The organism is Providencia sp. PROV261, from assembly GCF_028477945.1.
Taxonomy (GTDB): domain Bacteria; phylum Pseudomonadota; class Gammaproteobacteria; order Enterobacterales; family Enterobacteriaceae; genus Providencia; species Providencia stuartii.
On record NZ_JAMPMC010000005.1, the window covers coordinates 285,061 to 310,312 of the forward strand.

Annotated in this window: 21 protein-coding genes; 7 read left to right on the top strand and 14 right to left on the bottom strand. The window is 40.3% G+C overall.

Annotated elements, in window-relative coordinates; genetic code table 11:
* Window positions 1–89 precede the first annotated feature (89 nt).
* Window positions 90–392, top strand: coding sequence for a flagellar biosynthesis anti-sigma factor FlgM (gene flgM, locus PR675_RS04115; RefSeq protein WP_004918599.1), 303 nt, complete (start codon window positions 90–92; stop codon window positions 390–392).
* A gap of 10 nt (window positions 393–402) precedes the next feature.
* Window positions 403–843, top strand: a complete 441-nt coding sequence (locus tag PR675_RS04120; RefSeq protein WP_169342339.1) for a flagella synthesis protein FlgN — start codon at window positions 403–405, stop codon at window positions 841–843.
* Window positions 844–1,652: 809 nt separating this feature from the next.
* Here PR675_RS04120 and flhA read toward each other — a convergent pair.
* Together flhA and flhB are read right to left on the bottom strand one after the other, a co-directional pair.
* The gene (gene flhA / locus PR675_RS04125) at window positions 1,653–3,749 is read right to left on the bottom strand and encodes a flagellar biosynthesis protein FlhA (protein WP_121874881.1); all 2,097 of its coding nucleotides are present in this window, start codon (window positions 3,747–3,749) and stop codon (window positions 1,653–1,655) included.
* The gene (gene flhB, locus PR675_RS04130; protein ID WP_004918591.1) at window positions 3,742–4,893 is read right to left on the bottom strand and encodes a flagellar biosynthesis protein FlhB; all 1,152 of its coding nucleotides are present in this window, start codon (window positions 4,891–4,893) and stop codon (window positions 3,742–3,744) included. The genes flhA and flhB overlap by 8 nt, the downstream gene beginning before the upstream one ends.
* Window positions 4,894–5,197: 304 nt before the next feature.
* On the opposite strand from flhB, the gene PR675_RS04135 reads away from it, so the two are divergent.
* On the top strand, window positions 5,198–5,755 hold the full coding sequence (locus tag PR675_RS04135; protein WP_121874882.1) for a hypothetical protein: 558 nt from the start codon (window positions 5,198–5,200) through the stop codon (window positions 5,753–5,755).
* Window positions 5,756–5,839: 84 nt separating this feature from the next.
* Here the strand turns inward: PR675_RS04135 and PR675_RS04140 are convergent, their stop codons facing one another.
* From PR675_RS04140 to flhD, 12 genes are all read right to left on the bottom strand, one after another.
* A complete protein-coding gene (locus PR675_RS04140; protein WP_004918584.1) occupies window positions 5,840–6,478 on the bottom strand; it encodes a protein phosphatase CheZ in 639 nt (212 codons plus the stop codon).
* Between the two features lie 24 nt (window positions 6,479–6,502).
* Window positions 6,503–6,895: a chemotaxis response regulator CheY gene (gene cheY / locus PR675_RS04145; RefSeq protein ID WP_004918582.1), complete on the bottom strand. Its 393-nt coding sequence runs from the start codon at window positions 6,893–6,895 to the stop codon at window positions 6,503–6,505.
* 40 nt (window positions 6,896–6,935) lie between these two features.
* On the bottom strand, window positions 6,936–8,003 hold the full coding sequence (locus PR675_RS04150) for a protein-glutamate methylesterase/protein-glutamine glutaminase (RefSeq protein WP_014658053.1): 1,068 nt from the start codon (window positions 8,001–8,003) through the stop codon (window positions 6,936–6,938).
* Window positions 8,003–8,839 carry a chemotaxis protein-glutamate O-methyltransferase gene (locus tag PR675_RS04155; RefSeq protein ID WP_004918579.1) on the bottom strand — a complete coding sequence of 279 codons (837 nt, stop codon included), beginning with the start codon at window positions 8,837–8,839 and terminating at the stop codon, window positions 8,003–8,005. Before PR675_RS04155 ends, PR675_RS04150 begins: the two co-directional genes overlap by 1 nt.
* Window positions 8,840–8,909: 70 nt before the next feature.
* Window positions 8,910–10,475, bottom strand: coding sequence for a methyl-accepting chemotaxis protein (locus PR675_RS04160; RefSeq protein ID WP_121874883.1), 1,566 nt, complete (start codon window positions 10,473–10,475; stop codon window positions 8,910–8,912).
* Between the two features lie 114 nt (window positions 10,476–10,589).
* The gene (locus PR675_RS04165; protein WP_014658052.1) at window positions 10,590–12,275 is read right to left on the bottom strand and encodes a methyl-accepting chemotaxis protein; all 1,686 of its coding nucleotides are present in this window, start codon (window positions 12,273–12,275) and stop codon (window positions 10,590–10,592) included.
* Window positions 12,276–12,369: 94 nt separating this feature from the next.
* Window positions 12,370–12,867, bottom strand: a complete 498-nt coding sequence (gene cheW / locus PR675_RS04170; protein WP_014658051.1) for a chemotaxis protein CheW — start codon at window positions 12,865–12,867, stop codon at window positions 12,370–12,372.
* A gap of 16 nt (window positions 12,868–12,883) precedes the next feature.
* Window positions 12,884–14,959 carry a chemotaxis protein CheA gene (cheA, locus tag PR675_RS04175; RefSeq protein ID WP_036943737.1) on the bottom strand — a complete coding sequence of 692 codons (2,076 nt, stop codon included), beginning with the start codon at window positions 14,957–14,959 and terminating at the stop codon, window positions 12,884–12,886.
* Between the two features lie 69 nt (window positions 14,960–15,028).
* A complete protein-coding gene (gene motB, locus PR675_RS04180; RefSeq protein WP_004918569.1) occupies window positions 15,029–15,982 on the bottom strand; it encodes a flagellar motor protein MotB in 954 nt (317 codons plus the stop codon).
* A gap of 7 nt (window positions 15,983–15,989) precedes the next feature.
* A complete protein-coding gene (gene motA / locus PR675_RS04185; protein WP_004918567.1) occupies window positions 15,990–16,877 on the bottom strand; it encodes a flagellar motor stator protein MotA in 888 nt (295 codons plus the stop codon).
* A gap of 95 nt (window positions 16,878–16,972) precedes the next feature.
* Window positions 16,973–17,560 carry a flagellar transcriptional regulator FlhC gene (flhC, locus tag PR675_RS04190; protein ID WP_040133449.1) on the bottom strand — a complete coding sequence of 196 codons (588 nt, stop codon included), beginning with the start codon at window positions 17,558–17,560 and terminating at the stop codon, window positions 16,973–16,975.
* The gene (gene flhD, locus PR675_RS04195; RefSeq protein ID WP_004918564.1) at window positions 17,560–17,907 is read right to left on the bottom strand and encodes a flagellar transcriptional regulator FlhD; all 348 of its coding nucleotides are present in this window, start codon (window positions 17,905–17,907) and stop codon (window positions 17,560–17,562) included. Before flhD ends, flhC begins: the two co-directional genes overlap by 1 nt.
* Before the next feature lie 1,900 nt (window positions 17,908–19,807).
* Between flhD and PR675_RS04200 the strand changes: the two genes are divergently transcribed.
* From PR675_RS04200 to PR675_RS04215, 4 genes are read left to right on the top strand one after another with little or no spacing between them, the layout of a single operon-like run.
* A complete protein-coding gene (locus PR675_RS04200; protein WP_223854747.1) occupies window positions 19,808–20,335 on the top strand; it encodes a Csu type fimbrial protein in 528 nt (175 codons plus the stop codon).
* A gap of 41 nt (window positions 20,336–20,376) precedes the next feature.
* The gene (locus tag PR675_RS04205) at window positions 20,377–21,090 is read left to right on the top strand and encodes a fimbrial biogenesis chaperone (RefSeq protein ID WP_004918561.1); all 714 of its coding nucleotides are present in this window, start codon (window positions 20,377–20,379) and stop codon (window positions 21,088–21,090) included.
* Entirely contained in the window at window positions 21,062–23,458 is a 2,397-nt protein-coding gene (locus tag PR675_RS04210; protein ID WP_272582687.1) for a fimbria/pilus outer membrane usher protein, read from the top strand. Before PR675_RS04205 ends, PR675_RS04210 begins: the two co-directional genes overlap by 29 nt.
* 24 nt (window positions 23,459–23,482) lie before the next feature.
* Window positions 23,483–24,478 carry a Csu type fimbrial protein gene (locus tag PR675_RS04215; RefSeq protein WP_272582688.1) on the top strand — a complete coding sequence of 332 codons (996 nt, stop codon included), beginning with the start codon at window positions 23,483–23,485 and terminating at the stop codon, window positions 24,476–24,478.
* Window positions 24,479–25,252: the final 774 nt, after the last annotated feature.

Consider the following 25,252-nt stretch of genomic DNA (forward strand, 5'->3'; position numbering starts at 1 on the left):
GAATAGTCTTAAAGATAAGCATTAGATTAAAGAATTGGTAATTAACGCCGATATTCCATTTATAAAAATACTGGAACAGGAAAAACACTATGGCTATCGAGCAAACATCTGCAATTTCAGCGCTAACGCAAGTGACAAACCGTGACCCACAGGATCCCACGGCGCCCCTTCGTGAGAAAAAAGTATCAGCGACTGAATCCGTTAAAGAAAGTACTTTTTCACCAAGTGAACTAAAAAAGAAGTTATTGCAACCTCAAGCCAGTGATATCAACAGTGAAAAAGTTGAACGAATTAAACAGGCCATTAAAGATGGTACATTGCAAATGAATACCGAGAAAGTTGCCGACGGTATTTTACGTGATGCCCATGAATTCATGCTATCAATGAAGTAAGACAATGAATATGAATGATGATTTGTTGACGTTGCTAGAACAACAGCTCACTCATTTACAATCACTGCAAATAGTGATGAAAAATGAGGAGTTACTGTTAGGCTACCATCGTGTTCCCCCATCACCGTTTCAAGAAGCCACCGAGCAAAAGCGTTATTTGGTTGCCGCTATTGGACATGGTGAAACACATCGTCTACGCCTTGAGCAAGAAATGGGAATTGTGGCGCCCTACGATGAAAACCCTGCGCTTCATAGCCTGTGGGGTGAAATCAAAGCGCTGACAACAACATTAAAAGAGTTAAATTACCGTAACCACCAAATGTTGCAGTTACATATTGAACTGAATAACCAGCGTCTTGCTTTTGTCAAAAAACATAATAACCAATCAACTTATGGTGCAGACGGTTTAGAAGAAAAGCGTCCAGTATTAGGTAAGAAAATTTCTATTTAGGCGACGGTGATAAACAAGATCACCGTTCTGTTCGGTAACGTGCAGTCATGCGCTTGTAAGCCATATTGAATATACTCTTTATCTTCTCTTGTTTTTCGACTAAATAAATCACGCCATTTTTATGTCTATAAAAGAAAAGTGGTCACCTATATCCACTATCGCATTAAGTGAACATAGGTGACCGTTATACGAAATGATTAGCTAGCGCTATTCAATATCAGCCTGCCTTTTGTAACCTTAATGAAGTGCTAGCGTAGTTTTATTACCAAGGCAATTTAGCACTCAAACAAGATGAGGCTCTGATTTTTATTCCTGTCATTTTAAGCCAAAAAGCGTAATAACCACAGAAAGTGTGAATTAAACGCTTCATGCCTCCACTACGCTATTAAATCGCCCAAAACAGTAAGTTAAAAAAGATAACCCGCTCTCTTATGCATCAAAGCAGTTGTATAACAACTGCTTTGATATCCGTATCAGGAATGCGTTGACGCTTTGCTTGTACATGATAAAAAGCGCTTCTTACGGCATCGCCCATAAGGCGAGACTTTAACTGTTACTTCTGCAATTTTAAGCAAAATAACGTAATAACTACAGAAAAGTGTGAATTAAGCATTTCATGCTTCCAATACGCTATTAAATCGCCCAAAACGTTAAGTTAAAAAAGATAACCCGCTCTCTTATGCATCAAAGCAGTTGTATAACAACTGCTTTGATATCCGTATCAGGAATGCGTTGACGCTTTGCTTGTGCATGATAAAAAGCGCTTCTTACGGCAAAAGCGATAAAACCTCATTCCTATACTCAGCAACTTAGTTACCACTGATCATCGATGTCATGCGAATTTTCCGGCGATCGTTTAGCTCAAGATTCGACATTACCACCAGTTCAGGTAAGCTTCTGCGTAAAAAGCGAGATAAGATCAAACGTAGTCCATGATTGACCAATAATACCGTCGGTGCGCCCATCGCCTCTTGGTGCTTCACGGCCTCTTCGGCTTGCGTCTGAATAAATTGCGCAAGGTTTGGCTCTAAGCCACCACCATTTTTGGCCGCTTGTAATAAAATCTGCTCAAGCCCCGCATCTAGACCAATGACTTGTATTTCATCCGCATTGCCGAACCATTGCTGAGTGATTGCCCGCCCTAATGCGATACGTACCTGTGATGTTAGATAATCCGTATCTTTTTGCTCACCATTTTCACCCGCCATTTCTGCAAGTGTTTCGATGATTGTGCGCATATCACGGATCACAACATCTTCCATTAATAGATTCTGTAATACCCGATGCAATGTGGTCAAAGAAATGGTATCCGGTATTAAATCATCAGCCAGCTTCGGCATCTCTTTCTTCACTCGGTCATAAAGCATTTGTGCTTCTTGGCGACCAAACAATGTGCTCGAGTTTTGTAGCAAGATCTGATTAAAGTGCGTAGCAACGGCAGTGCTTGCTGAAACCACGGTATACCCTTGGATTTGCGCTTGTTCACGCAAATCATCATCAATCCAAACGGCAGGTAGGCCAAAGGCAGGCTCTTTGGTTGCATCTCCGGGTAGCGTACCTGCGGCATTACCTGGGTCAATCGCCAAGCTTCTTCCTGGTTGCGCCTCACCATGTCCGACAACCGCACCTTTAATAAGGATACGATATTCACAAGGCGCTAACTCTAAGTTGTCACAAATATGCACTACAGGTGGCAAGTAACCTACCTCTTGCGCAAATTTCTTGCGTAAGCCACGAATTCGTCCAAGTAATTCACCTTGTTGGTCATTATCTACCAGTGGAATTAAGCGATAGCCCACCTCCATGGCAAGTAAATCTTCAAGCTGAACATCATCCCAAGTGGCTTCAACGACCTTATTTGCCTCTTGGAACTGTTTCATTTGCCCATCATCTGCCTGACTTTCTGGCTGTTTAGCTTTGCGAATCAAATACCAGCCTAGCCCTGCTAATGCGGCAGTAAACAGTAAAAATACAAAGTTTGGCATACCTGGGATTAAACCGATTAACCCCAACACACCGGCACTTAGCCACATCACCCGTGGGTTATTAAATAGCTGAGTGACCATCTGCTCACCGACATCTTCATCGGTTGCGACTCTGGTCACAATCACCCCTGCCGCCGTTGAGATAATCAAAGCTGGGATCTGAGCGACTAAGCCATCACCAATCGTTAGCAAAGTATATGCACTCGTGGCATCGCCCAATGTCATATTATGTTGGCCAACACCAATAATTAGCCCACCGACAACGTTGATCACCATAATCATGATCCCCGCGATGGCATCCCCACGCACAAATTTACTTGCACCATCCATTGAGCCATAAAAATCGGCTTCTTGGGTCACTTCAGCACGGCGCTTTTTGGCTTCATCATCATTGATAATGCCAGCATTTAAGTCCGCATCAATTGCCATCTGTTTACCTGGCATACCATCAAGGACAAAGCGTGCGCCTACTTCGGCAATACGCCCCGCACCTTTGGTGATCACCATAAAGTTAATTAACACTAAAATGATGAAAACCACTATCCCTATGGCAAAGTTTCCCCCCACCAAAAAGTGACCAAAGGCTTCAACAACACGCCCAGCCGCATCAGGCCCAGTATGCCCCTCCAGCAGAATAATGCGCGTTGACGCAATATTTAGTGATAGACGTAATAGTGTGGCAAACAGCAAAATGGTTGGGAAGGCTGCAAAATCAAGGGTACGCTTAGTGAACATTGCCACTAATAGCACCATGATCGATAAAGCGATATTAAAGGTAAACAGTAAATCTAAGATAAAAGCCGGTAATGGCAGTACCATCATCGACAAGATCAGCAAGATGAGAACAGGCCCAGCAAGAATTTGCCATTGCGTTCCCTGTAAGTTTTTAGGCAATTTTAATAATGCAGCCAAATTAGCCATCGCGATTGTTTTCTCCAGCAAAATCCAGCGCCGGTGGCACTGGTAAATTTTTCGGTTTTCTTGGTTTTAATCCACCCTCACGCCGCCAGCGACGTAGCTGGTAAACCCATGCTAAAACTTCTGCCACCGCAGCATATAGCGCTACAGGAATGCTTTGCCCGATTTCGGCATGGCGATACAGTGCACGCGCTAATGGGGGAGCTTCTAATTGTAAAATTCGATGTTCTTGGCCAATTTCTTTAATGCGTTGAGCTATCACGCCTGCGCCTTTAGCGAGCACTTTCGGTGCTCCCATACGTTTATCATCATATTTCAGTGCAACCGCATAATGAGTTGGGTTCGTCACTATCACATCCGCTTGAGGTACATCAGCCATCATACGATTCCGCGCAATTGCACGCTGCTGTTGGCGGATTTTGGCTTTTATCTGAGGGTCACCTTCTTGTTGTTTAAACTCATCTTTAATTTCTTGGCGACTCATGCGTAATTTCTTCAAATGTGAACGAAATTGATAAAAAACATCAAATGCCACCATTGGGATCAGCAAAAATACGATTAGGTATCCAGCAAAAATCACTTTATGCATTGCATTCCCTAAAGCGGTTACGGGAGATTCAGTCACAAGATGCAAAAGTGATGACCAGTTTTGCCAGAGAAAAATAGCTGCCCCTAGCCCGACAAAGAGCGATTTCAAAATGGCTTTAAATAATTCAGAAAGCGCATTCATCGAAAAAATTCGTTTTAATCCACTGATAGGATTAAGTTTTTTCAAATCAAATTTAATTAATTTGCTATTAAATAATAACCCTCCAACCAGCGACGATGCAGAGATCCCAACTAACGCCAATCCACCAATAACAGGTAATAAAGCAAATAGTGCTTCGCCCACCATGCGCCCAAAGTAGCTCACCATTAACAAGGTGTTTTGTATGTAATGCCCATCGAAAATAAAACCTTGACGAAAAATTTGCCGTAGTTCATCAGCAAGATGCCCACCACTGAGCCACAGGAGACTGACCCCTGCTAACATCATCATGAGTGAACTGAGTTCTTTTGAGCGAACTATCTGCCCATCATCTTTCGCCTTCTGTTTTTTATGGGGCGTGGGTTCTTCTGTTTTTTCTACATCACTTTCATCGGACACGCCGTTTCCTTGCTCGTCAGCAGATTAGAAGTTTGTGCTATAGCATGACAGAGTGTAAAAAAATCAATGCAAGAAAATAGACGAAGTTCACAAGGGTTATTTGCCAATTGAGTAAGATGACATCCGTTTTGCGAACCGTTACGTAACGCCTAGTAATAACACCACGCCGAGGTGGCGGTAGGGGAAAAGATAGGTTATTTTTCCCTGAGAATGAGTCAGAAATAAATACACTAAATCCTATTTTGTTAGGTAATTTCAAAGGGTAAGCTACCTACCCACTCTTTAGCTTAAAGGTCATAAATATATGGATAGTTGTCATCTCGTCGCCCCAGATGTTTCAGCAGAGAATGCAGAAAAAGAAGCGGAACGCATGCTGAACTGGCTCAAGCAACAAGGGATTATCGACCCTGATTACCAACTCATAGAAGATGATGAGGTGATATATCGCCCCACCCCTGAGTATAAACAGCCTATCCTCTATATTATTGATGACAAAATTGTGCCCACTCAGTTACCGGAACATATATTAAAAAACTATCTCACCATTACCACTCAACGTACCGTATTTCATGCAGGTGGAAATGGTCTTGGTATCTACTGCCCTGTTTGTAAAAACGAACAAAGCAACCAAAGTGAAGATTGGAGCGATGCTGTAACTGCATGGTATGAAGGTAATCCGCATGATTTGTCATGTGTTAATTGTGATTATCGTGCGCCAATTGGCGACTGGCATTATGACCCAACCTGGGCATTTGGCGAGCTTGGTTTTAGCTTTCATAGCTGGGATATGAGTAATGCGTTTATTCAACAATTTACCAAAGCATTTGGGGGGAGAATCATTGATGTCTATCAGCATGACTGAGCATCACCGCCTTATTACACTGATTAATTTGCAATTCGCTCTTGACCCCCTGCTTTTTGGCAAGGGGGGAACTTCAACAAAGATTTAAAAACCTAGCTCGTCTAATAAATCATCAACTTGTGATTGTGATGCCATCACATTGACACCTTCCTTGTTAATTTGCGGGCCATTTAGCAAACTGTCATTTTGTTGCTTCACTCGCATCTCTGGTGGCGTATTTTCCATAAGCAGTGCCAACAGCTGTTTTTCTGCCTCTTCAACCACTTCCATCATTTTTTTAATCACTTGCCCAGTTAAATCTTGAAAATCCTGAGCCATCATAATTTCAAGCAACTCGGCTTTCGTCGTACAGCTGTCATTAATCACACGCCCCAAAAAAGCATGGGTTGATTGATGGAGTTCAGGTGTGATTTGATTCGTATTCACCCCTTCCCATTGCTGTTGTAGTTTGATTGCCTCATCATGCATTTCTACTTGAAGTGGCTTGATTATATCAATACCGTTTAGGGTTTTTTCTGCCGCTTGAGCCGTCATTTGGGCGATATAACGCAAACGATCTTTACCATCAGGAATGCTAGCCACCGCCTGCTGAACACTCTTTTCTAAACCGAGTTCACGCATGCTTTCGCGTAGCGTTCTCATCAAGGTGCCAATCCGCGTAATGACCTGTTTTAAATCTTCATTACCTGTAGGATTGCTCGTCGTTACTATTTGCTCTGTCATCACACTCTCCTTTTACAGGTTCGTTTATTGCAATCCCATTTTTTCAAAGACTTTATTCAGTTTCTCTTCCAATATAGCCGCGGTAAATGGCTTCACGACATAACCACTCGCGCCCGCTTGTGCCGCCGCAATGATATTTTCTTTTTTCGCTTCTGCCGTTACCATCAAAACAGGAATGTGCTTCAACGCTTCGTCGCCACGGATCGTTTTCAGTAGTTCTAAACCATCCATGTTTGGCATGTTCCAATCTGCTACGACGAAATCGATATGGCCCGCACGAATTTTTTCTAATGCATCAACGCCATCTTCTGCTTCTTCTATTTTATTAAAACCAAGTTCTTTTAATAAGTTACGGACAATACGTCTCATTGTGGAAAAATCATCAACAACCAAAAAACTGAGATCTTTAGCGGCCATAACCACTCCTTCAAAAATACAATAGTAAATTCTGTAACCGCTAAGCGGAAACAGATGAAAGTCGAGCCAAAACGCTTGGGGCAATTTTGGCGATATCCTGAATTTCGTCCACGGCATCCAGCTCAATAGCGGCACGTGGCATGCCAAATACCACGCAACTACTTTCATTTTGTGCGTAAGTCACCGCACCTTGTTGGCGCAAGTTGAGCATACCTTTGGCCCCATCCATCCCCATTCCGGTCAATAGAATGCCAACACATTTACGCCCCACACATTTCGCAACAGAATCAAATAACACATCGACAGAAGGACGATGGCGATTAACCGGCTCGGTTTGTTGCAAACGAATCTGATACCCTCGCCCGTTATCAACCACCAGCATGTGAGAGTCACCCGGCGCAATATAGGCATAGCCCTTTTGCAAAGGCTCATTGTGCTCCGCTTCTTTTACCGTCAATGAGCATAACTTGTTTAGCCTTTCTGCAAACGAACGCGTAAAACCCGCAGGCATGTGCTGAGTGATCACGACTGGCGGACATTCGCGAGGCAACATTTCTAAAAATTGACGGATGGCTTCTGTTCCTCCCGTCGAAGCGCCCACGGCAATCACTCTGCTATGGCAAACATAAGCAGATAATGGCTTAGCGATATTGGCTGGCTCTGGAGTTGCTTTTTCTGTGCGCGCAAAACGGTTTCGATGTGTTATTTTCGACATGGCGGCAGCACGAATTTTTTCACCAATCACATCTCGATAGCTCATCATCGTTTCACGAATACCAATCTGTGGTTTGGTAACAAAATCAACCGCGCCCAGCTCTAATGCTTTTAATGTGACCTCTGAGCCTTTAGAAGTTAATGTTGATACCATCACGACAGGTAATGGGTGTAAACGCATCAATTTCTCTAAAAAATCAATTCCATCCATACGTGGCATTTCAACATCGAGCGTTAACACATCGGGTTCATGTTGTTTAATTAAGTCACGAGCTACATAAGGATCAGGCGCTGTGTCAACTACCATCATATCGGAGTGACTGTTAATGATTTCACGCATGATTTGACGCATTAGTGCTGAGTCATCGACACAAAGCACTTTAATTTTTTTCATCACCCCCTCCTCGCCGGTTGTAGGCTGTAGACGGTTTGTCCTTTAATTACAAATCGTTGTGATAATTGAGATAAATTTTCTGAATGGCCGATAAATAACAGTCCATCCGGTTTGAGTAACGGTGCAAATCGTTCTAATAATTTGATCTGCGTGTCTTTATCGAAATAGATCATGACATTACGACAAAAGATTGCATCGAAACGGTGTTGAAGCTGCCAATCGCTATCACTGAGATTTAAATAACGAAATTCAATCATCTGCCTAAGCGTTTGTTTCACTCGCGCATAGCCTTCAAAGTCGCCAACGCCTTTCATAAAATAGCGTTGACGTTGCAACGCGCTGAGGGCTTTTAACTCCTCGATACGATAAACACCTTGTTTTGCTTTACTTAACACTTCCGTATCAATATCACTCGCAATAACTTTGGCATTCACCGCTTGTGAACCGAGCACATCACTTAATGTCATCGCAATGGAGTAAGGCTCTTCACCGGTAGAAGAGGCCGCACACCAAATATTGATATTGCTACTTTTACGAGAGCGTACAAAGTCAGCCAATGTCACGAAATGGTGAGGCTCTCGGAAGAAGGCGGTTAAATTTGTCGTCAACGCATTGACAAATGCTTGCCACTCTGGGTGTAAAGGCTCGCGCTCCAGCATACGTAGGTATTCAGAAAAATTATTGACGTTACAATCACGTAGTCGTTTTAGCAGCCTGTTATACACCATGCTTTTTTTATTCATGGTAAGAACGATGCCTGATTTTTTATGAATAAACCGGCAAACCCGACCAAACTCTTCATCGGTCAATGGTTCTATTTGTGGTGCAAAAAGCATCGTACTTTGTCCTATTTGATAAAAACCCAGAAGCAGCCGGTTATCGGCTGCTTAGTCTTAACAATAATAACTAGCTAACCTGTGCGGCTTTTGTTTCTGACACTTCAAAAAAGGCAACTGTATCGACTAAGTTATTTGCCTGATCTTCCAAGGCAGCTGTTGCACTTGTAGATTGCTCCACTAACGCAGCGTTTTGTTGCGTCACTAAATCCATTTGGCTCACTGCGGTTGCGACCTGTTCGATACCACGACTTTGCTCATTAGAGGCAGAGGCGATATTGCCCATCAATTCGGTGACCTGATTAACTGCTGCCACTAATTCATTCATGGTTTGTCCGGCCTCATTAACTAATTGAGATCCTTGATTAACACGACCCACAGATTCATCAATTAGTGTTTTGATCTCTTTTGCCGCTTCTGCGCTACGCTGAGCTAAAGCGCGTACTTCCCCTGCCACCACGGAGAAGCCTCGACCTTGCTCTCCGGCTCTTGCCGCTTCTACTGCCGCGTTTAAAGCCAAAATATTTGTTTGGAAAGCAATGCCATCGATTACGCTAATAATGGCGCTAATTTTTTGCGAGCTATGTGAAATTTCCGTCATGGTATCAATAACATCAACGGTAATATCGCCGCCTTTTGTTGCTGTTTTTGATGCTGATATTGCTAGCTCACTGGCTTGACGTGCGTTATCTGCGTTTTGTTTCACCGTCGCCGTGAGTTGCTCCATGCTAGCCGCTGTTTCTTCTAGCGACGCAGCTTGCTGTTCGGTGCGAGATGATAAATTATTATTACCCAACGCAATTTCACGAATACCGGTATACATTTGGTCGGTATTGGTACGTAAATTAATGACGGAGGTCGCCAGTGATTCTTGCATTAATTTTAGTTGCTCAAAGACCTCACCAATTTCGTCACGTGTCGTCACTCGAATATCTTGGTTCAACTTACCTTTCGCCAATTTCATAAAGTGATCGCTCATGCTCATCAATGGATAAATGAGTTTTCGTTTCATCCAAAAATGGGCTAAGCCAGAAACCGCTAAAATAATAAAAGTCACCGCAAAGAACATGAACCATGCCACTTTGTTATAAAAATTGGCGGAATCTAATGAGTTTTGGCTATCGGTATTCAATAAATTCAGGTATTGATCGATAACTGCGGCCATCTGTTCTTGATGTTGTTGTGCAGGTAATGCGACATAACCAGGAATATCATTTTTATCAATTAACGCTCTTAACTCTTTTAAAATAGCTAGAAACGCTTGATATTTTTCGTCAATAACCGCGATGTTTTCGTGTTCACTCAATAATGGCTGAGCTTTAAATTTTTCGTAGTCGTCAGCAGCTTGTTGTAAAAATTGCTCAAAAACCGCTTTTGCGTTATTAATACTCGCGGTATCCGAGTCCACTTTCATATGCACGACAATTTGAGTCAATGTGCTACGAGCCTGCATCAAATCTTCATAAGTTGTTTCGAGTAAATCACGTTTTTTCGAACCAAGATCGATACGCTCTAAAGAGGAGAGCTCACTTGACACTATCCCTAATGAGAGTGCGCTCGACACAATTTGCATCCCACAAAACATCACGAGAAGCAGATATAAACTGACTGAAATCCGTATACTCTTACCAAACATATTTTATCCCCACATACGCCAGCCAAGATTTCCATGCGTTACAGTCACTATCGCAGTGATGCACAGAAACGCTGCCAGGTGTAAAACTTGGCAGCGCTAAGCTGAGCTGAGTCTTTAGAAAGTTTCCCAATTGTCATCATCTTGATGATTTTTCGATGATATTTTATTTAGATCCGGTGTCTTCACGACATTTGAAATGGTTCTTGCCGCAGGCTCAGTTGTTTGTAACTCTTTTTGTTTCATTGCAGGCAAACGGAAAATAGAGATTAACTGAGCAAGTTTTGCGACTTGTTCTTCCAAGACATTTGCCGCAACCGCTGACTGTTCAACCAATGACGCGTTTTGCTGTGTGACTTTATCCATCTCTTCAACAGCAATGCTGACTTGTGAAATGCCTTTGCTTTGTTCATCTGAGGCCAACGCAATATGCGACATGATGTCGGTAACACGGGTCACTGACTCGACAATTTTAGTCATTGTCTCACCTGCATCTTCTGCTTGGCGCGCGCCTGTATCCGTTCTTGATACAGAATCTTCGATGAGTGCTTTGATCTCTTTGGCAGCATTTGCACTACGTTGTGCCAGATTACGCACTTCATCGGCAACAACTGCAAACCCACGACCATGCTCCCCAGCGCGAGCAGCTTCAACCGCCGCATTTAGGGCTAATATGTTGGTTTGGAAAGCAATACTATCAATGACAGCCGTGATATCTGAGATTTTTTGCGAGCTTTCTGCAATATTCAGCATGGTATTTACCACGTTGGATACCACTTTCCCGCCCTCTTTCGCAATCGCTGAAGCTTGGCTTGCATATTCGCTTGCTTGGTGAGCGTATTCTGTATTTTGCTTAACCGTCGCCGTCAACTCGCTCATACTTGCCGCGGTTTCTTCTAAACAAGCCACCTGTTGTTGAGTGCGAGCAGAGAGATCATTATTACCCGCAGCAATTTCGCTGGTGCCTTGATAAATAGTCTCACTACCATCTCGAACGCCGCGTACGGTGTTGATCAGCTCTTTTTGCATATGCTCTACGCCACGCGCTAATTCACCAATTTCATTTGTTGCTTTAGTATCAACACTTGGGGTCAAATCACCCGCAGCAAAAGTGGTAATTCGTTGAATTAAAGCTCTTAATGGTTCAATGATGCCTTTGCGTACATAGCGATAACTAAAGAAGCCAATCAGTGCTAATACGATTGATAAAACAATAATCATATAAAGTGATTCGCGATAATTTGCTTCTGCACGTTTCACTTCACTTTGGAAATCTTCCGAAATATCCGCAAAGTAAGCATTAAACTGTTCTTCAAATTTAATTTGATACCCAGATGTACGGTGAGCATAGAATTCATCTAACTGCCCTTTTTGAGCATATTTTCCTAGCTGGATCAGAGCGTCCCGATAAGTTTCATAGGTGGAAAAAAGCTGTTCAAATTTCGTTTTATCATGGCTCGTTTCTGCCATCAGGTTGATATATCGCTGATAAGCAGCATCTGCGGCTTTGAAATTACGCTCTGCCGCTTTAATTAAATCTTCGGCAGAAGCATCATCTTGGTAGGTACGCCCTTCCAATAAAAAAGCATTGACCGAGCGATTTAAATTAGAGCGAGCTTGTAATAAATTAACCCAACTTTCGGTTAATACTTGTCTTTGGCGTTGGAGCGAATTCAAATATTTAATACTGTCACTATTATCCCCAAGTTTATTGAACATCAAACCGCTGGATATTAATTGCAACAGAATAAAGATAACAATGACGGACAAAAGTCCTGATACGATTTTAATTCGGCTATGCATGATGTTTTACTAACATAATGTTATTGTAATTTGGATATCGGTCATAAGGCTAAAAACTTTAGCCATAGTAGATAGAATATTTGAGGCCAAGTTATTACTCGGCCATGTTGTCAATCAGTGCCATCTCATCACTGGTTAAAAGCTTTTCTATATCCACTAAAATCAGCATTCTTTCACCGACTGTACCTAGCCCTGTCAGGTACTTAGTAGATAATGTCACCGCAAAATCAGGCGGAGCTGCAATTTGTTCTTCGTTTAAAACCAATACATCGGAAACACCATCAACAACAATTCCAACAACACGATCTTTTAAATTCACCACAATAACGACGGTATTATCGTTATAAGTGACATTTTGATGAGAGAATTTCACACGCAGGTCAATAATAGGGATAATCACACCTCTTAAATTGGTCACCCCTTTAATAAAGTCTGGTGTATTGGCAATACGAGTCACTTGTTCGTAACCTCGGATTTCCTGTACTTTTAATATTTCAATGCCATATTCTTCTTCACCTAAAGTAAAAATGAGATAACCTTCCCCATTTTTTTCTTCATCAAGTTTATTTAAATCATCATCCAACATTGACATGGTGTTTAGCCTCTATTTAGTGCATAACGGGTTGTGCAATTTGCTGCTTCTTTTTGAGCAGAATGCTGTTATTCATTTGTTGTAGCTCGGCAACATCTAAAATCAGAGCGACCGAGCCATCCCCCATAATGGTGGCGGCGGAAATACCGGGGATTTTTCGGTAATTACTTTCAATATTTTTAACAACGACCTGCTGTTGCCCAATTAACTTATCAACCAACAGTGCAAAACGGTGTCCGGCATGTTGAATAATCAGCACAATACTGTTGGTTAAATCACGCTCTGCGCCTGTGATGCTAAACACTTGATGCAACTCAACTAATGGCAAATACTCACCACGAACCAATAACATTTTTTCCTCACCAGCAAGGCGATAAATATCTTCTTGGCGTGGTTGCAACGTACTGATAATGGCACTTAAAGGAACAATAAAAACATCCTCTGCAACTTTAACCGACATACCATCGAGGATAGCCAATGTGAGAGGCAGCAAAATGCGAATAATGGTTCCTTTTCCTTCGGTAAAACCAATCTGAATACGGCCCCCCATATCTTGAATATTGCGTTTCACCACATCCATGCCAACGCCGCGTCCAGAAACATCGGTGACCACTTCGGCTGTAGAAAAACCAGGCGCCATAATTAACATGGCTATCTCTTCATTACTCATGCCATCATGAACATTCATGCCTTGGGAGCGTGCTTTCGCCAAAATGCGTTCACGGTTAAGCCCCGCCCCATCGTCACGAACTTCAATACAGATGTTGCCACTTTGATGTGATGCAGATAAGGTCAAAGTCCCTGTTTCCGGTTTACCATTTGCCACACGAACTTCTGGTTTCTCGATACCATGATCGAGGCTATTACGTACAAGATGGTTAAGTGGATCTACAATCCGTTCAATCAAGCTCTTATCAAGCTCTGTTGCACTTCCTTCCACCTTCAGCTCTATTTTTTTGTTAAGCTTAGTGGCGATATCTCGCACCATTCGAGGGAAACGACTAAATACATAATCCATTGGCATCATGCGGATCGACATAACAGACTCTTGCAACGCTCGCGAGTTGCGCTCTAGCTGCACAATCGAACTCAATAAGTCACCGTATTCGTTATGGTCAAGCTGCTGGCTATGTTGTGTCAGCATGGATTGAATGATCACCAGCTCGCCGACTAAATTAATCAGTTGGTCCACTTTTTCCACGGCAACACGAATACTACTGGAATCCGCTTTCGCTTTTGCCGGAGGCGCCTTACGAGCTGTTGCCGTAGGTTTCGATTTCGTCGTCTCTTCAGCGTCTGTTTGTGGAGCCTTAGGTTTCATCGCCGCTTCAGCTACTGCCGTGGTAGCAACATCTTCGGCAGGTGACTTGGCAGCTGGCGGTAAATGGGCTAAACAAGTTTGAGCATCAACCACTTGATGTGTAATTTGTGATTCATCGACCACAAAACAGAGCACCCCACAAATATCGTCAATCACGGTATTTGTTCCAAGCCAAGCTTTTAAGCTATCTGCCGTTTTTTCGGTGTCATAAAGTGTGCCAAATAAAGCCAATTCTTCTGCTAATAAATCGACTTCATTGGCTTTTAGCTGACTTAGCGTGATAACAAAATAATGGGTATATTCATCACTTGCCGCTGCTTCAGTTACCGTCGGCTGCTCAATCGGAGTCGGTGCTTGGATCGGAAGTGCCTCAGTGACCACTTCTTCTGCTTTTTGTTCAACACGGCCAAGCACCTCACAAATATGTTTAAATGCCTCTTCATCAGGTAACGAGTCATTTTTATAAGCTTCAAGTTGTGATGCCATCACATCTTTAGCGTCTAAAAAAACATCAATAATATCTGGCGTTAAAGTCAGTTCATCGTGACGTGCTTTATCGAGCAGGTTTTCCAATGTATGCGTGGTGTTTTGCAACTGTGTGAAACCAAAGGTCGCAGCGCCCCCTTTTATTGAATGGGCACTACGGAAAATGGCATTTAACTGTTCGCTATCTGGGTCGAAAGGATCGAGCTCAAGTAAATGTTGTTCCATATCCCTAAGTAGCTCATCAGCTTCATCGAAAAACGTTTGATAAAACTCGGTAATATCCATGGTTCTTATCCAATTTAGCTTAGGTTTCACTTAACGTTGTAAGTCTGTTTTTAAGTGTCACAACGAAAATTAATTTGAAGGCGTTAATACTGCTGCTGAATGAGTTGCCCCATCCGCCTTTTTTTCTGCATTCTCTATTGATGATGCCTCAGCGTCTTGCTGCGGTTTGTTCAATAGTTCATTCAGTGGCGTTGCACCATCGTATTCATGCAAGATCTGTTCAGTCTCAGTTTCATTTAATACAATAATGCTAATACGGCGATTGACTGGCGCTAATCCATTGTTTTTATCCAGATGAATACTGGAAGCCATCCCTACAACACGTAAAATTTTGTCTTGGTTTAATCCCCCAGCGATAAGTTCACGACGCGAAGCATTTGCCCTATCAGCTGATAATTCCCAGTTGTTATAGTTGGCTCCATTCGCATACGGCAGATCATCGGTATGACCTGATATGCTAATTTTGTTTGGAACATCATTGAGTAAAGGTGCTATGGCACGCAAAATGTCGCGCATATGTGGCTCAACATAGGCAGAGCCCACCATAAACATTGGGCGATTTTCACTATCAACAATTTGGATGCGTAAGCCATCATCAATCATGTCGATCAGTAGATGAGGCTTCAGTTCATTTAACCGTGGGTCTTTTAGAATCGCTTGCTCAAGCGATTGCTTTAGTTTTTCAAACCGATAATTGGATTGATCTTCTATTTTGTTATTCGGCTCAGGTAAGATATCCCCATCACGAAACACGATATCTTTCCCCCCGCCCGGAATTGGATTGGTGGCATCACCACTTTTAGTGCCTGAATTAATGGCTGTTTTTAATGGGGTACGAAAATATTCGGCAATCTGTGTCAATTCTTGTGGGCTAGATATGGAAATTAGCCACATCACTAAAAAGAACGCCATCATCGCCGTCATAAAGTCTGCATAGGCAATTTTCCAAGAGCCACCATGTCCATTTTGATGGCTTGCAACGCGCTTTTTGACTCGAATAATATGGGCGTTATTTCCTCTCATTGGCTCATTACTCCTCGCTCTGTGCTTGTGAACGATGACTAATTTTGACTTCGCGAACCTTATCTTCTAGTTCCATGAATGAAGGGCGATCAGCGCTGTACAAGACTTTACGACCAAATTCGACAGCAATTTGAGGGGCATACCCTTGTAACGCGGAAAGGAATGTCACTTTTATACATTCCAACATTTTTAATTGTTCATTGGTGCGTAAACGAATCAATGCAGCCAGCGGTAAAATAAACCCATAAGCCACTAAAATACCAAGGAAAGTACCAACCATCGCATGCGCAATTAATGCGCCTAGTTCACCCGCAGGGCGATCGGCTGATCCCAATGCGTTAACCACACCCAGTACGGCGGCAACGATACCAAAAGCCGGCATTGAATCCCCAACCATATTTAAACCAGAGGCAGGCACCTCACTTTCTTGGCGAAAAGTCTCAAGCTCTTCATCCATCAAGGCTTCAATTTCATGACTTTGTAGATTGCTTGTTACCATTAGGCGTAAATAATCCACAACAAACATCAGCGTTGTTTTATCTTTTAATACACGGGGATATTGCGAGAAAATTTCACTCTCTTGAGGGTTTTCAATGTCTTTTTCAAGCGCCAGTAAACCTTCTTGACGTGATTTATTTAATAACTGAAATAGCAATGCCATCAAATCCATGGACATCGCTTTGTTGTATGAAGAACGGCGGAACACGCGGGGTAACACTTTGCATAAGGCGATAATCGACTTACCACTGTTACCAACAACGAATGCACCGAAACCGGCACCTAGAATAATGACAAATTCAGCAGGTTGGTAAAGTGCCCCTAAGTGGCCACCAAGCATCAGATAGCCGCCGATGACTGTACCTGTAACAATGATATATCCGATGAGTATTAACACAATATTCCCTTCAACTCAGTTATGTAACAGATGGCAGTTAAAGGGAATATTAGGAAGGACAGATAATTTATTATCTGTTTACCACATCAATCCAATTACATTACCGCTTTAGTAATGCCATCCTGTCGATATACCGTAATATCGGCGAGATGTTCGGAAAGTTTACGTTTTTTTATTGCCCGTGATGGCGGCTGGCATAAACTGCAAGTAAAACTATTTTCTGGTATATGAGCATAAGTAATAAATGAGCCATGACAGCAGCTACACACCGAGCTTTGCAACATGCCACTCTCAACGAAACGAACTAGTGTCCATGCGCGTGTTAAAGCTAATAATGGTTCTTCTGATTGCGGTGCGCATTGTTCCAAATATAGACGATAAGCTTTCACAATGGCATCAACACCCTTGCAGTGCCCTGTGTTAATTAAAAACTGATAAGCGTTATAAAACATGGAAGAGTGAATATTTTGTTCCCAAGTCATAAACCAATCAGTTGAAAACGGAAGCATACCCTTTGGTGGTGGGCATCCTCTTAACTCTTTATATAAACGGATTAATCTACCTCGGCTAATTTGGGTCTCACTTTCTAACATTTGGAGACGAGCGCCTAAAGAAATCAGTTCCATCGCAAGGCGAATATCGCTAGCTTCTTTAACAATACTTTTTTCAGTAGTGCTACTCATCATTTTCTCGCTGTTTCATTGTCATGTGCCTTGTGCGTTTGCAACAAGTGAGTTGAAAGTAATATACCTGTATGAATTTGTTGTAATTCATCCACCCTTGAGTCACGTGTTAACTTCTCTATCGTGTCACTATTTTCAAATCTAAATTGGCAGATAAGCTGGTTTGTTTCTGCTAATTTAACTAATTGAGGCAAGGAAAGATCTGCTAATGTAGTCGCCATTGATTCAGAAATACCAAGACGAAACATCGCGGAGGCCTTTTCTTGAGAGATAAGTTTTTGAGCAAGCAGCAGATAGGAAAGATTAATATCGTATATATGCTTCAGAAAATCAGTCGTTGAGGTCATTTTTTTTCCTTTTAAATATTATCTACATCTGTGTGCAAATAGGACAAACATGAAGTTTAAACGTACCGCTATAACCTAATTTTTAATAATAAGAAAAATATACTAGGCGACAGTCTCCATTACCGATTCATGCCACTCATTAAGCGAATACCTATTAAGGAGTATAAAATACGTGAAAGTTAAAACTTAAATTAAATCTATTTCCTAAATACTTACAAAAAATAATGAACCAACTAAAATCTTTATCAAATGTAGGAATTTGCCGATATCAATTTTAGTCGTTATTTATTATGCACCACAAAATTAACTATTCAAGATGCTGATGTTTCTTTTTACCCTATTAGAACGATAATCCGTCGATTCATAAACAATTCTTCATTATAACTATATCTTCTACTTCCATATCTCAAATAACCACGACATATAAGTTTGACATAACCTAAATTACAACACCTTAGATAACCTTTCTACTCATATTTGTTTAAAAGTCAACTAAAAAGACCAAGCATAATAGACAAAGCAGGATATTGATCTATATCAAAGAAAGTTATTGGGAAACTCTTATCTATTTTAGGTAAACGTTCAAATTGAATGAGAAACAGATTTAATTTTATCCATTAAATTTCAATTAATTCAATAAAGTAAATATTATTCATTCAAAATTCCTCAACCTCAATTGTTTGTTTTTTATACTGTAATTCAAATGATGCATTATAAATCCCACTTAATATTTAATAAGTTTCATTAATCAATTAAATGATATTGATTATTATTTACTCTTTCGCTTTACTGGTAATTTTTTCTTAACAAAATACAATTTATTTTTTCAAAAACCGCTATTTTTTTATCTGAGAAATAGCAATATCAATTAATGTTTAAAGAGAAATTCATTATTTACCTCATTTATTCTTTATTGGTTGGGCAATAATTTTACTTTTGGCAATTTGTCATTGGCGTCTATTTTTTTTAATAAAATGATCAACCTACATTTCCAACGTCGCAAATAGTGAGATCAAGAAAATAAATTATTCGGGTTATAAACATTATTTTTCTATTAATTTATTGTTTCAATATTTAGAGATTTAGTTGCATAAAAACATAAAAATTCAAGCATTATCTGATTACTAATTTTCTTTCAGAAAGGTAAAATTTTACTCCCTTTTAGGTAACAATTAGTAACATTAAGTTATAGTTTATAGCTGATACTATCTATTTTTATTTTAACAAATTGACTATTTTCAATAATCGATATAAGTAAAATTTCTTAGCAACTGCAAAATGGATCCAGCTATCTCCTCTTTTCATTTCAAAATTTCATTTCAAAAATCAAATAGGATCTAATAGCCAATTTGTTGAATTTATGAGCAAAAATAGAATCTCAAAAATGAGATAAACATCACAATTAGTTTCATACTTTCTGAAAGTTTTCCAATTAATGGGATAGTTTCAAATAATGCCGCTGAATAGAGCTTCATCAGGTTATATAAACTGTTTTAAAAGTAATCACTTAGCTCTTTTCTATCTCACTAGCTTAAAAATTTTTTTTCATTGCCTACCCACCTTGATAAAAAGGCGATAAAGCGCCGAAAAAACCGCCTTAAAACGATAAAAAAGTCCTTGCTTTGACTTTGCTTACAACATTAAACAATTGATTAACTTTATGATAACAAAAATAACAATCGCGACTATTCGAAGATAGTGAGCTATTTTCCATCCCAAAAAAATACCAATATTATCAATAAATTAAATCATTCCTCATATATTAACCATCTCAATAACAAAAAATAACAGATAATAATATTGCTTTTATTCTTTTTATGATGAATTAATTTATACGTTTGCGCTGTCAGAAAGTAAAAATTCAAGATTAATATAACGATAATCCCTACACGAGGTTCCTATGATACCGACAGTGAAGAACGTATTTCTTCTAACTATTGGCTCCTATTCAATGTCATCCAGTCTTAATGCAGCAAACTTAGCAACAACCACTTTTCAAGTTTTAATGACGGTAACCAGCTCCTGCCAAGTGAGTGTTAATTCTGATATCAACTTAGGCTCCGTCAGTTTAAACACTAGCAATCCATCGTCGAAAACCACATTGAGTGTGACCTGCTCGAAAAACATTCCTTTTAGCATTGGGTTGTCACCTTCGGCGCTGAATAGTGGTACGGATGATGGCACAGGCACTTTATCTTCAGTGACTAATTCAATAAGCAACACCGATAAAATTCCTTATCAGCTCAAACAATCATCTGCAACAGGAAGTCATTGGGGAAATACCGCAACATCGTTAACGCAAGGAAATGGAATTTCCGGAACGGGCAATGGAGAGGTGCAAAATTTTACAGTTTATGCGGTAGTGACAAACACTAATTTCACGCCAGATACCTATTCTGACGTTGTCACTGTTAACGTCAATTATTAAGGCTTCGTCATTTCAAAATCACTATAAGGAAGATCAAACGAATGGCATGCAGACTTTCACCATTATTTATCTGTTCATTCATCTGGTTATTCTACTCAAGCCAGCTTTATGGAGGTGGGTTACAAGTCACACCTGTCACACTGACATTTAATCCCCAACAGAATTCCGCAGGAATTTGGCTAAGTAATAATGGAAAAGAGCCGATACAAGCGCAAGTGAGGACATTTCTCTGGTATCAAAAAAATTCAAGCAATGAGCTAGTGGCTACCAGAGACATTATTATCAGTCCTCCTATGATCAAACTGAACCCCAATGAACAACAATTAGTCAGAGTGATCCGGAACAACAATATAATGGGGAGTGAAGAACTAGCCTATCGCCTTTCAATAAATGAGTTGCCTACCGGGCAGAATAGCAGCAATAAATTACAATTTGTTTTGCATTATTCACTGCCTATTTTTGTACAACCCTTAAATATGCCAAGTGCTACCGTTTTCTTAGAATGGCAGCTCATAAAACATCCATCTAAAAACACCCTGATTGTACATAACAATGGCAATAGCCATGCCCAACTATCCAATATTCACTTCATTGACTGCAAAGGAAAACATACGATCATCAATTCCGGCTTGTTAGGATACGTATTGCCGCGCTCAACGATGCAATGGGAAGTAACACTGCCCGAAGTTTGCTCCAAACCAAACAATACAATAAAAGCTTTGATCAATGGTGAACAGCAAACCTACCCTATTTAATATTTGTTACCTGCATTTATTAGCAGAAATTTCCCTGCTATTTGCTGCTTTTTATCCTATTTTGGTTACCGCTCAGCTAAATGCTTACCCTACTTCCTTTGAACATTTGATTGATGATACTTCATCGCTACCCGGCACTGAGCTTTATCTTGAGGTCATCATTAATCAAACGCATTTTGGTATTGCTCGCTTTGGTTATCAAGATGACACACTGTGGGTAAGTGCTGAAACATTAAAACAATTACATTTCAATCTCCCCACACAACATAAAAGCCTTATCGGCTTGCATGAACTAACCGAGATTAGTTATCGCTATCATGCCGATCAGCAGAGATTGATTATTGACGCCCCACTTTCATTATTAACTCTTAACGCTACCACTATTGACTTAATAGCGTCAGAACAAGTGCAAGCTCACGCCTCAAAAGGCGCTTTATTAAATTATGATTTGCATCTAGCGAAAAATATCACCAATTCATTAAGCAGTTTTTCTGAATTACGATTATTTAATCCATTTGGCCTATTGAGTACGACACAGCAAAGCCACAATACACTGGGACACCCTGAATTATCCTCCTCATTGACGCGCATAGATACTGCTTGGCGCTCCTCATTTGAAGACAAACACCTATTTTTGAATTTAGGGGATACCGTCACTCGTGCTTTAACATGGTCACGCGCCACACGGATTGCAGGGTTACAAATAGCTACTGATTTTTCCTTACAGCCATATATGCCAACTGCACCATTGACGACTTTTTATGGTTCGGCAACGGTGCCATCAAACGTGGAATTATATATTGATGGTATTAAACGCTATAGAGGTGAAGTGCCAATCGGTCATTTTGCATTAAATAGCTTACCGACGGTCAGTGGTGAAGGAAAAGCGCAAATTGTGTTAACTGATTCATTAGGTAGAGCCACGACTCAGAATATTTCATTTTATAATGACCAAACATTATTACGTGAGGGGCTTGTTGATTGGTCAGCTGAAATTGGCTTTATACGTGAAAATTATGCTATTCGCTCATTTGATTATGCTAGCAAGCCCGTTATAAGCACAACGGTTCGTTATGGGGAAAATAATTATTTAACAACCGGCACTCATGCCGAATTGGCAACCGATTTGTTCAATTTGGGGATTGAAAGTCATTGGATACCACAAATAGGAGGAGGAACACTTTCAACCGCTATCGCGATAAGCACTGACTCTCGCACTCCAGGTTGGCTCTATTATGCGGGTTATCATTGGGCTAATAATCTCATTAATTTCAGCGCCTCAACCACCATAACCACACCTCAGTATCATGATATTGCAACAAATTATTCTGCGCCACCATTGGCGTTTAATGGTAATGCTGTTTTTGGCTATAATTCGGAATATCTTGGTAGTTTTAGTCTGTCCTATTTTGGCTTTCGCCCCCATAATGACCCGACAATAGGTTATTTGGGTGCTCATTGGTACAAACCCATTAACGATACGCTATCTATTAGCGCCAGTATTAATAAAAAACTTACCGATGATAAAGAAAGCATTATATACCTAGCGGCCACAATGCTACTCGGGAATAAGCAAAGCATTCGCATCACGAGCCAAAAAAATCAGAATGCTCAAACGTACCAGATAAATGCAAACCAATCGGCCCCTTCAGAGGGAGGGTTAGGCTGGAATATTACGGCAAGCAAGCAGGATAGTGAAAATAATCACCAAATCGATATTAATTATTTTACCGATAAAATACATCTTAGCTCAGGGTTTAATAATCTAAACCAAACCCACTCACAGTATATTGGTGCAAGTGGTGCTATCGTCGCGGCTAATAATCACTTTTTTATTTCAAAGCCAATTATGAATAGCTTCGCCATTGTATCAACAAATGGTATCGGCAACCTTCCTATTCGATTAGAAAATAGCGTTATCGGTACAACAAATCATGATGGGTTACTTTTAATTCCTTCACTTAATAGTTACCAGCGAAATGTGCTAACGTTAGATCCAACTCATCTACCTGCCAATATTCAAGTTAAACAGACCCAAATAGACGTTATCCCCAAATATCATTCAGGTGTTCTCGCTAAATTTGATTTAATTAAAACGCACCCTGCATTAGTGATCCTCGCTGACCCAAATGGTGTGCTATTACCTGAGGGAAGCCAAGTTGCATTAAATGGCCAAAAAGAGAATTTAGTGACAGTGGGATACGATGGCATAGCCTATTTCGATATCTTAAAAACTGACAACCATCTGCTGATCCATTACCCCAAAGGAGAATGTACTGTCACATTTACCTATCCAAAAACCGATGAGCTTATTCCTCAGATTGGCCCATTACACTGCCATCCTGAGTCATCCCCTTATTTAGATTAAAATCCGTCAAACAAGGATCAAATGATGTCTACTCACATTACTAACAAATACAAAACGCTGAGCTTATTATTCACTTTCTTTGCAATATTTCTCAATCAACCTCGCCCCGCTTATGGCTTAACTTGCTCCATTTTAAATATCGACACACTTAATTTCGGCAACATCATGCCCTTAACTAATAATACTGCAACTACCTCACTCACTATTCACTATAGTTGTACGAAGGAGTTACTCGATACGTTTCTTGGCGCCACACTATGTTTAAATATAGGTAATTCCAGTACCTCTAGCCAAATCGTTTCTCGGCAAATGTCCCCCATTGGAATAAATGCCCCCATAAGCTATCAGTTATATCAAAATGCAAATTATAGTCTTATTTGGGGGAGCCAATATATTTCTGACACTAGCCCTGTCATAATCAAACTGAATATCGGTCAAGGGTCAACGCCAACAACAGGTTCGGTGACCGTTTATGCCCAATTATCGCTCAATCCATCAACCGTGATCCCTGCCACTTATATTGATACCTATACCTCATTGACTGCTAGCTCAACTTTAAATATCGGTCTGCTCAGTACGCCAAATAGTTGCGGTTCCATTATTGGCCCCACTTTTCCTTTTACTGTGACAACCACAGTTAATAAGCAATGCATTGTTTCCACCAGCGGCGATATTCATCTCGGTAATGTCAAAAGCCAGACAACCAACACCACAGCTAATGGTAATATTTCTGTTACCTGTACAAATACAACCCCTTTTAGTATTGGTTTACTACCTTCAAATAATAATTTGCAAGGTGCAGGTTTCTTGCAAAGTCCAACAACAACCGATCAAATACCTTATCAATTTAGCTCAACACCAGGACCCAATGGGATAATATGGGGTAACAATCTCGTTAATTTGGTTTCTGATATAGGCTCTGGTATCGCTAAGCTCTACCCCGTGTATGTCACTGTTCCTTCTGCTAACTACCAACCCGGAAATTACAGCGATACCGTGACAGTTAATGTCAGCTATTAGTTTTATGGCAAAACAGAGTTAGTTAGACATCATCAAGATATTCCTATTTTGATAAGAGCTTAGAGTTTGTTCTAATTCATTTTCCCATATCATATGCTTTAAAATTCATTAAGTAATAAATAAGGTGTGAAAATAAAATATAAAATTCATCAATATCTTTTAATTAAGGCAATCGCCCTATGAGTACAAAATTCCACGCTGGGAATGATCTTTGAAGATTTGCTTATTAAACAATGTATTTAACTATTTGTTATTATAGATAAAAACTAAAACAACCAGAATAATTATTTTATAGGATATACTTTTTTAGCATTAAAATTTACAACTAACAGACTTTGTCCTCTACTTAACAAGCATTCTAAGTGTAAGATTTTTTATCATTGTAAAACAATGAGTTAAAGAAATTAAACGTTAGGAATTTTCTGGAACGTTTTTTCGCTCAATGTACATAGATTTTTTCTAATATTTTCGATAGTTAAGCGTTTTTCATCAAAATAACGAACAAAAACGAAAACATTTTATACTACTTAAATACTAAAAATGGCAAAACGAAAGCAATAAATATCGATATGACAATTATTTTACGCTGAGTCACTTATCCTAGGCCGTTCGGATTATTCCGATACATTTACATCCCCACCCTCGGCATATATTATTTTTCCTAACCGAAATCACCATGCGCATTGGCTGATATTAATGATATTGAGCAAGGAATATATTGCTCTTATTGCAATAAACCATCGTTATTAATCACCTGACTTATTATTATAGCTC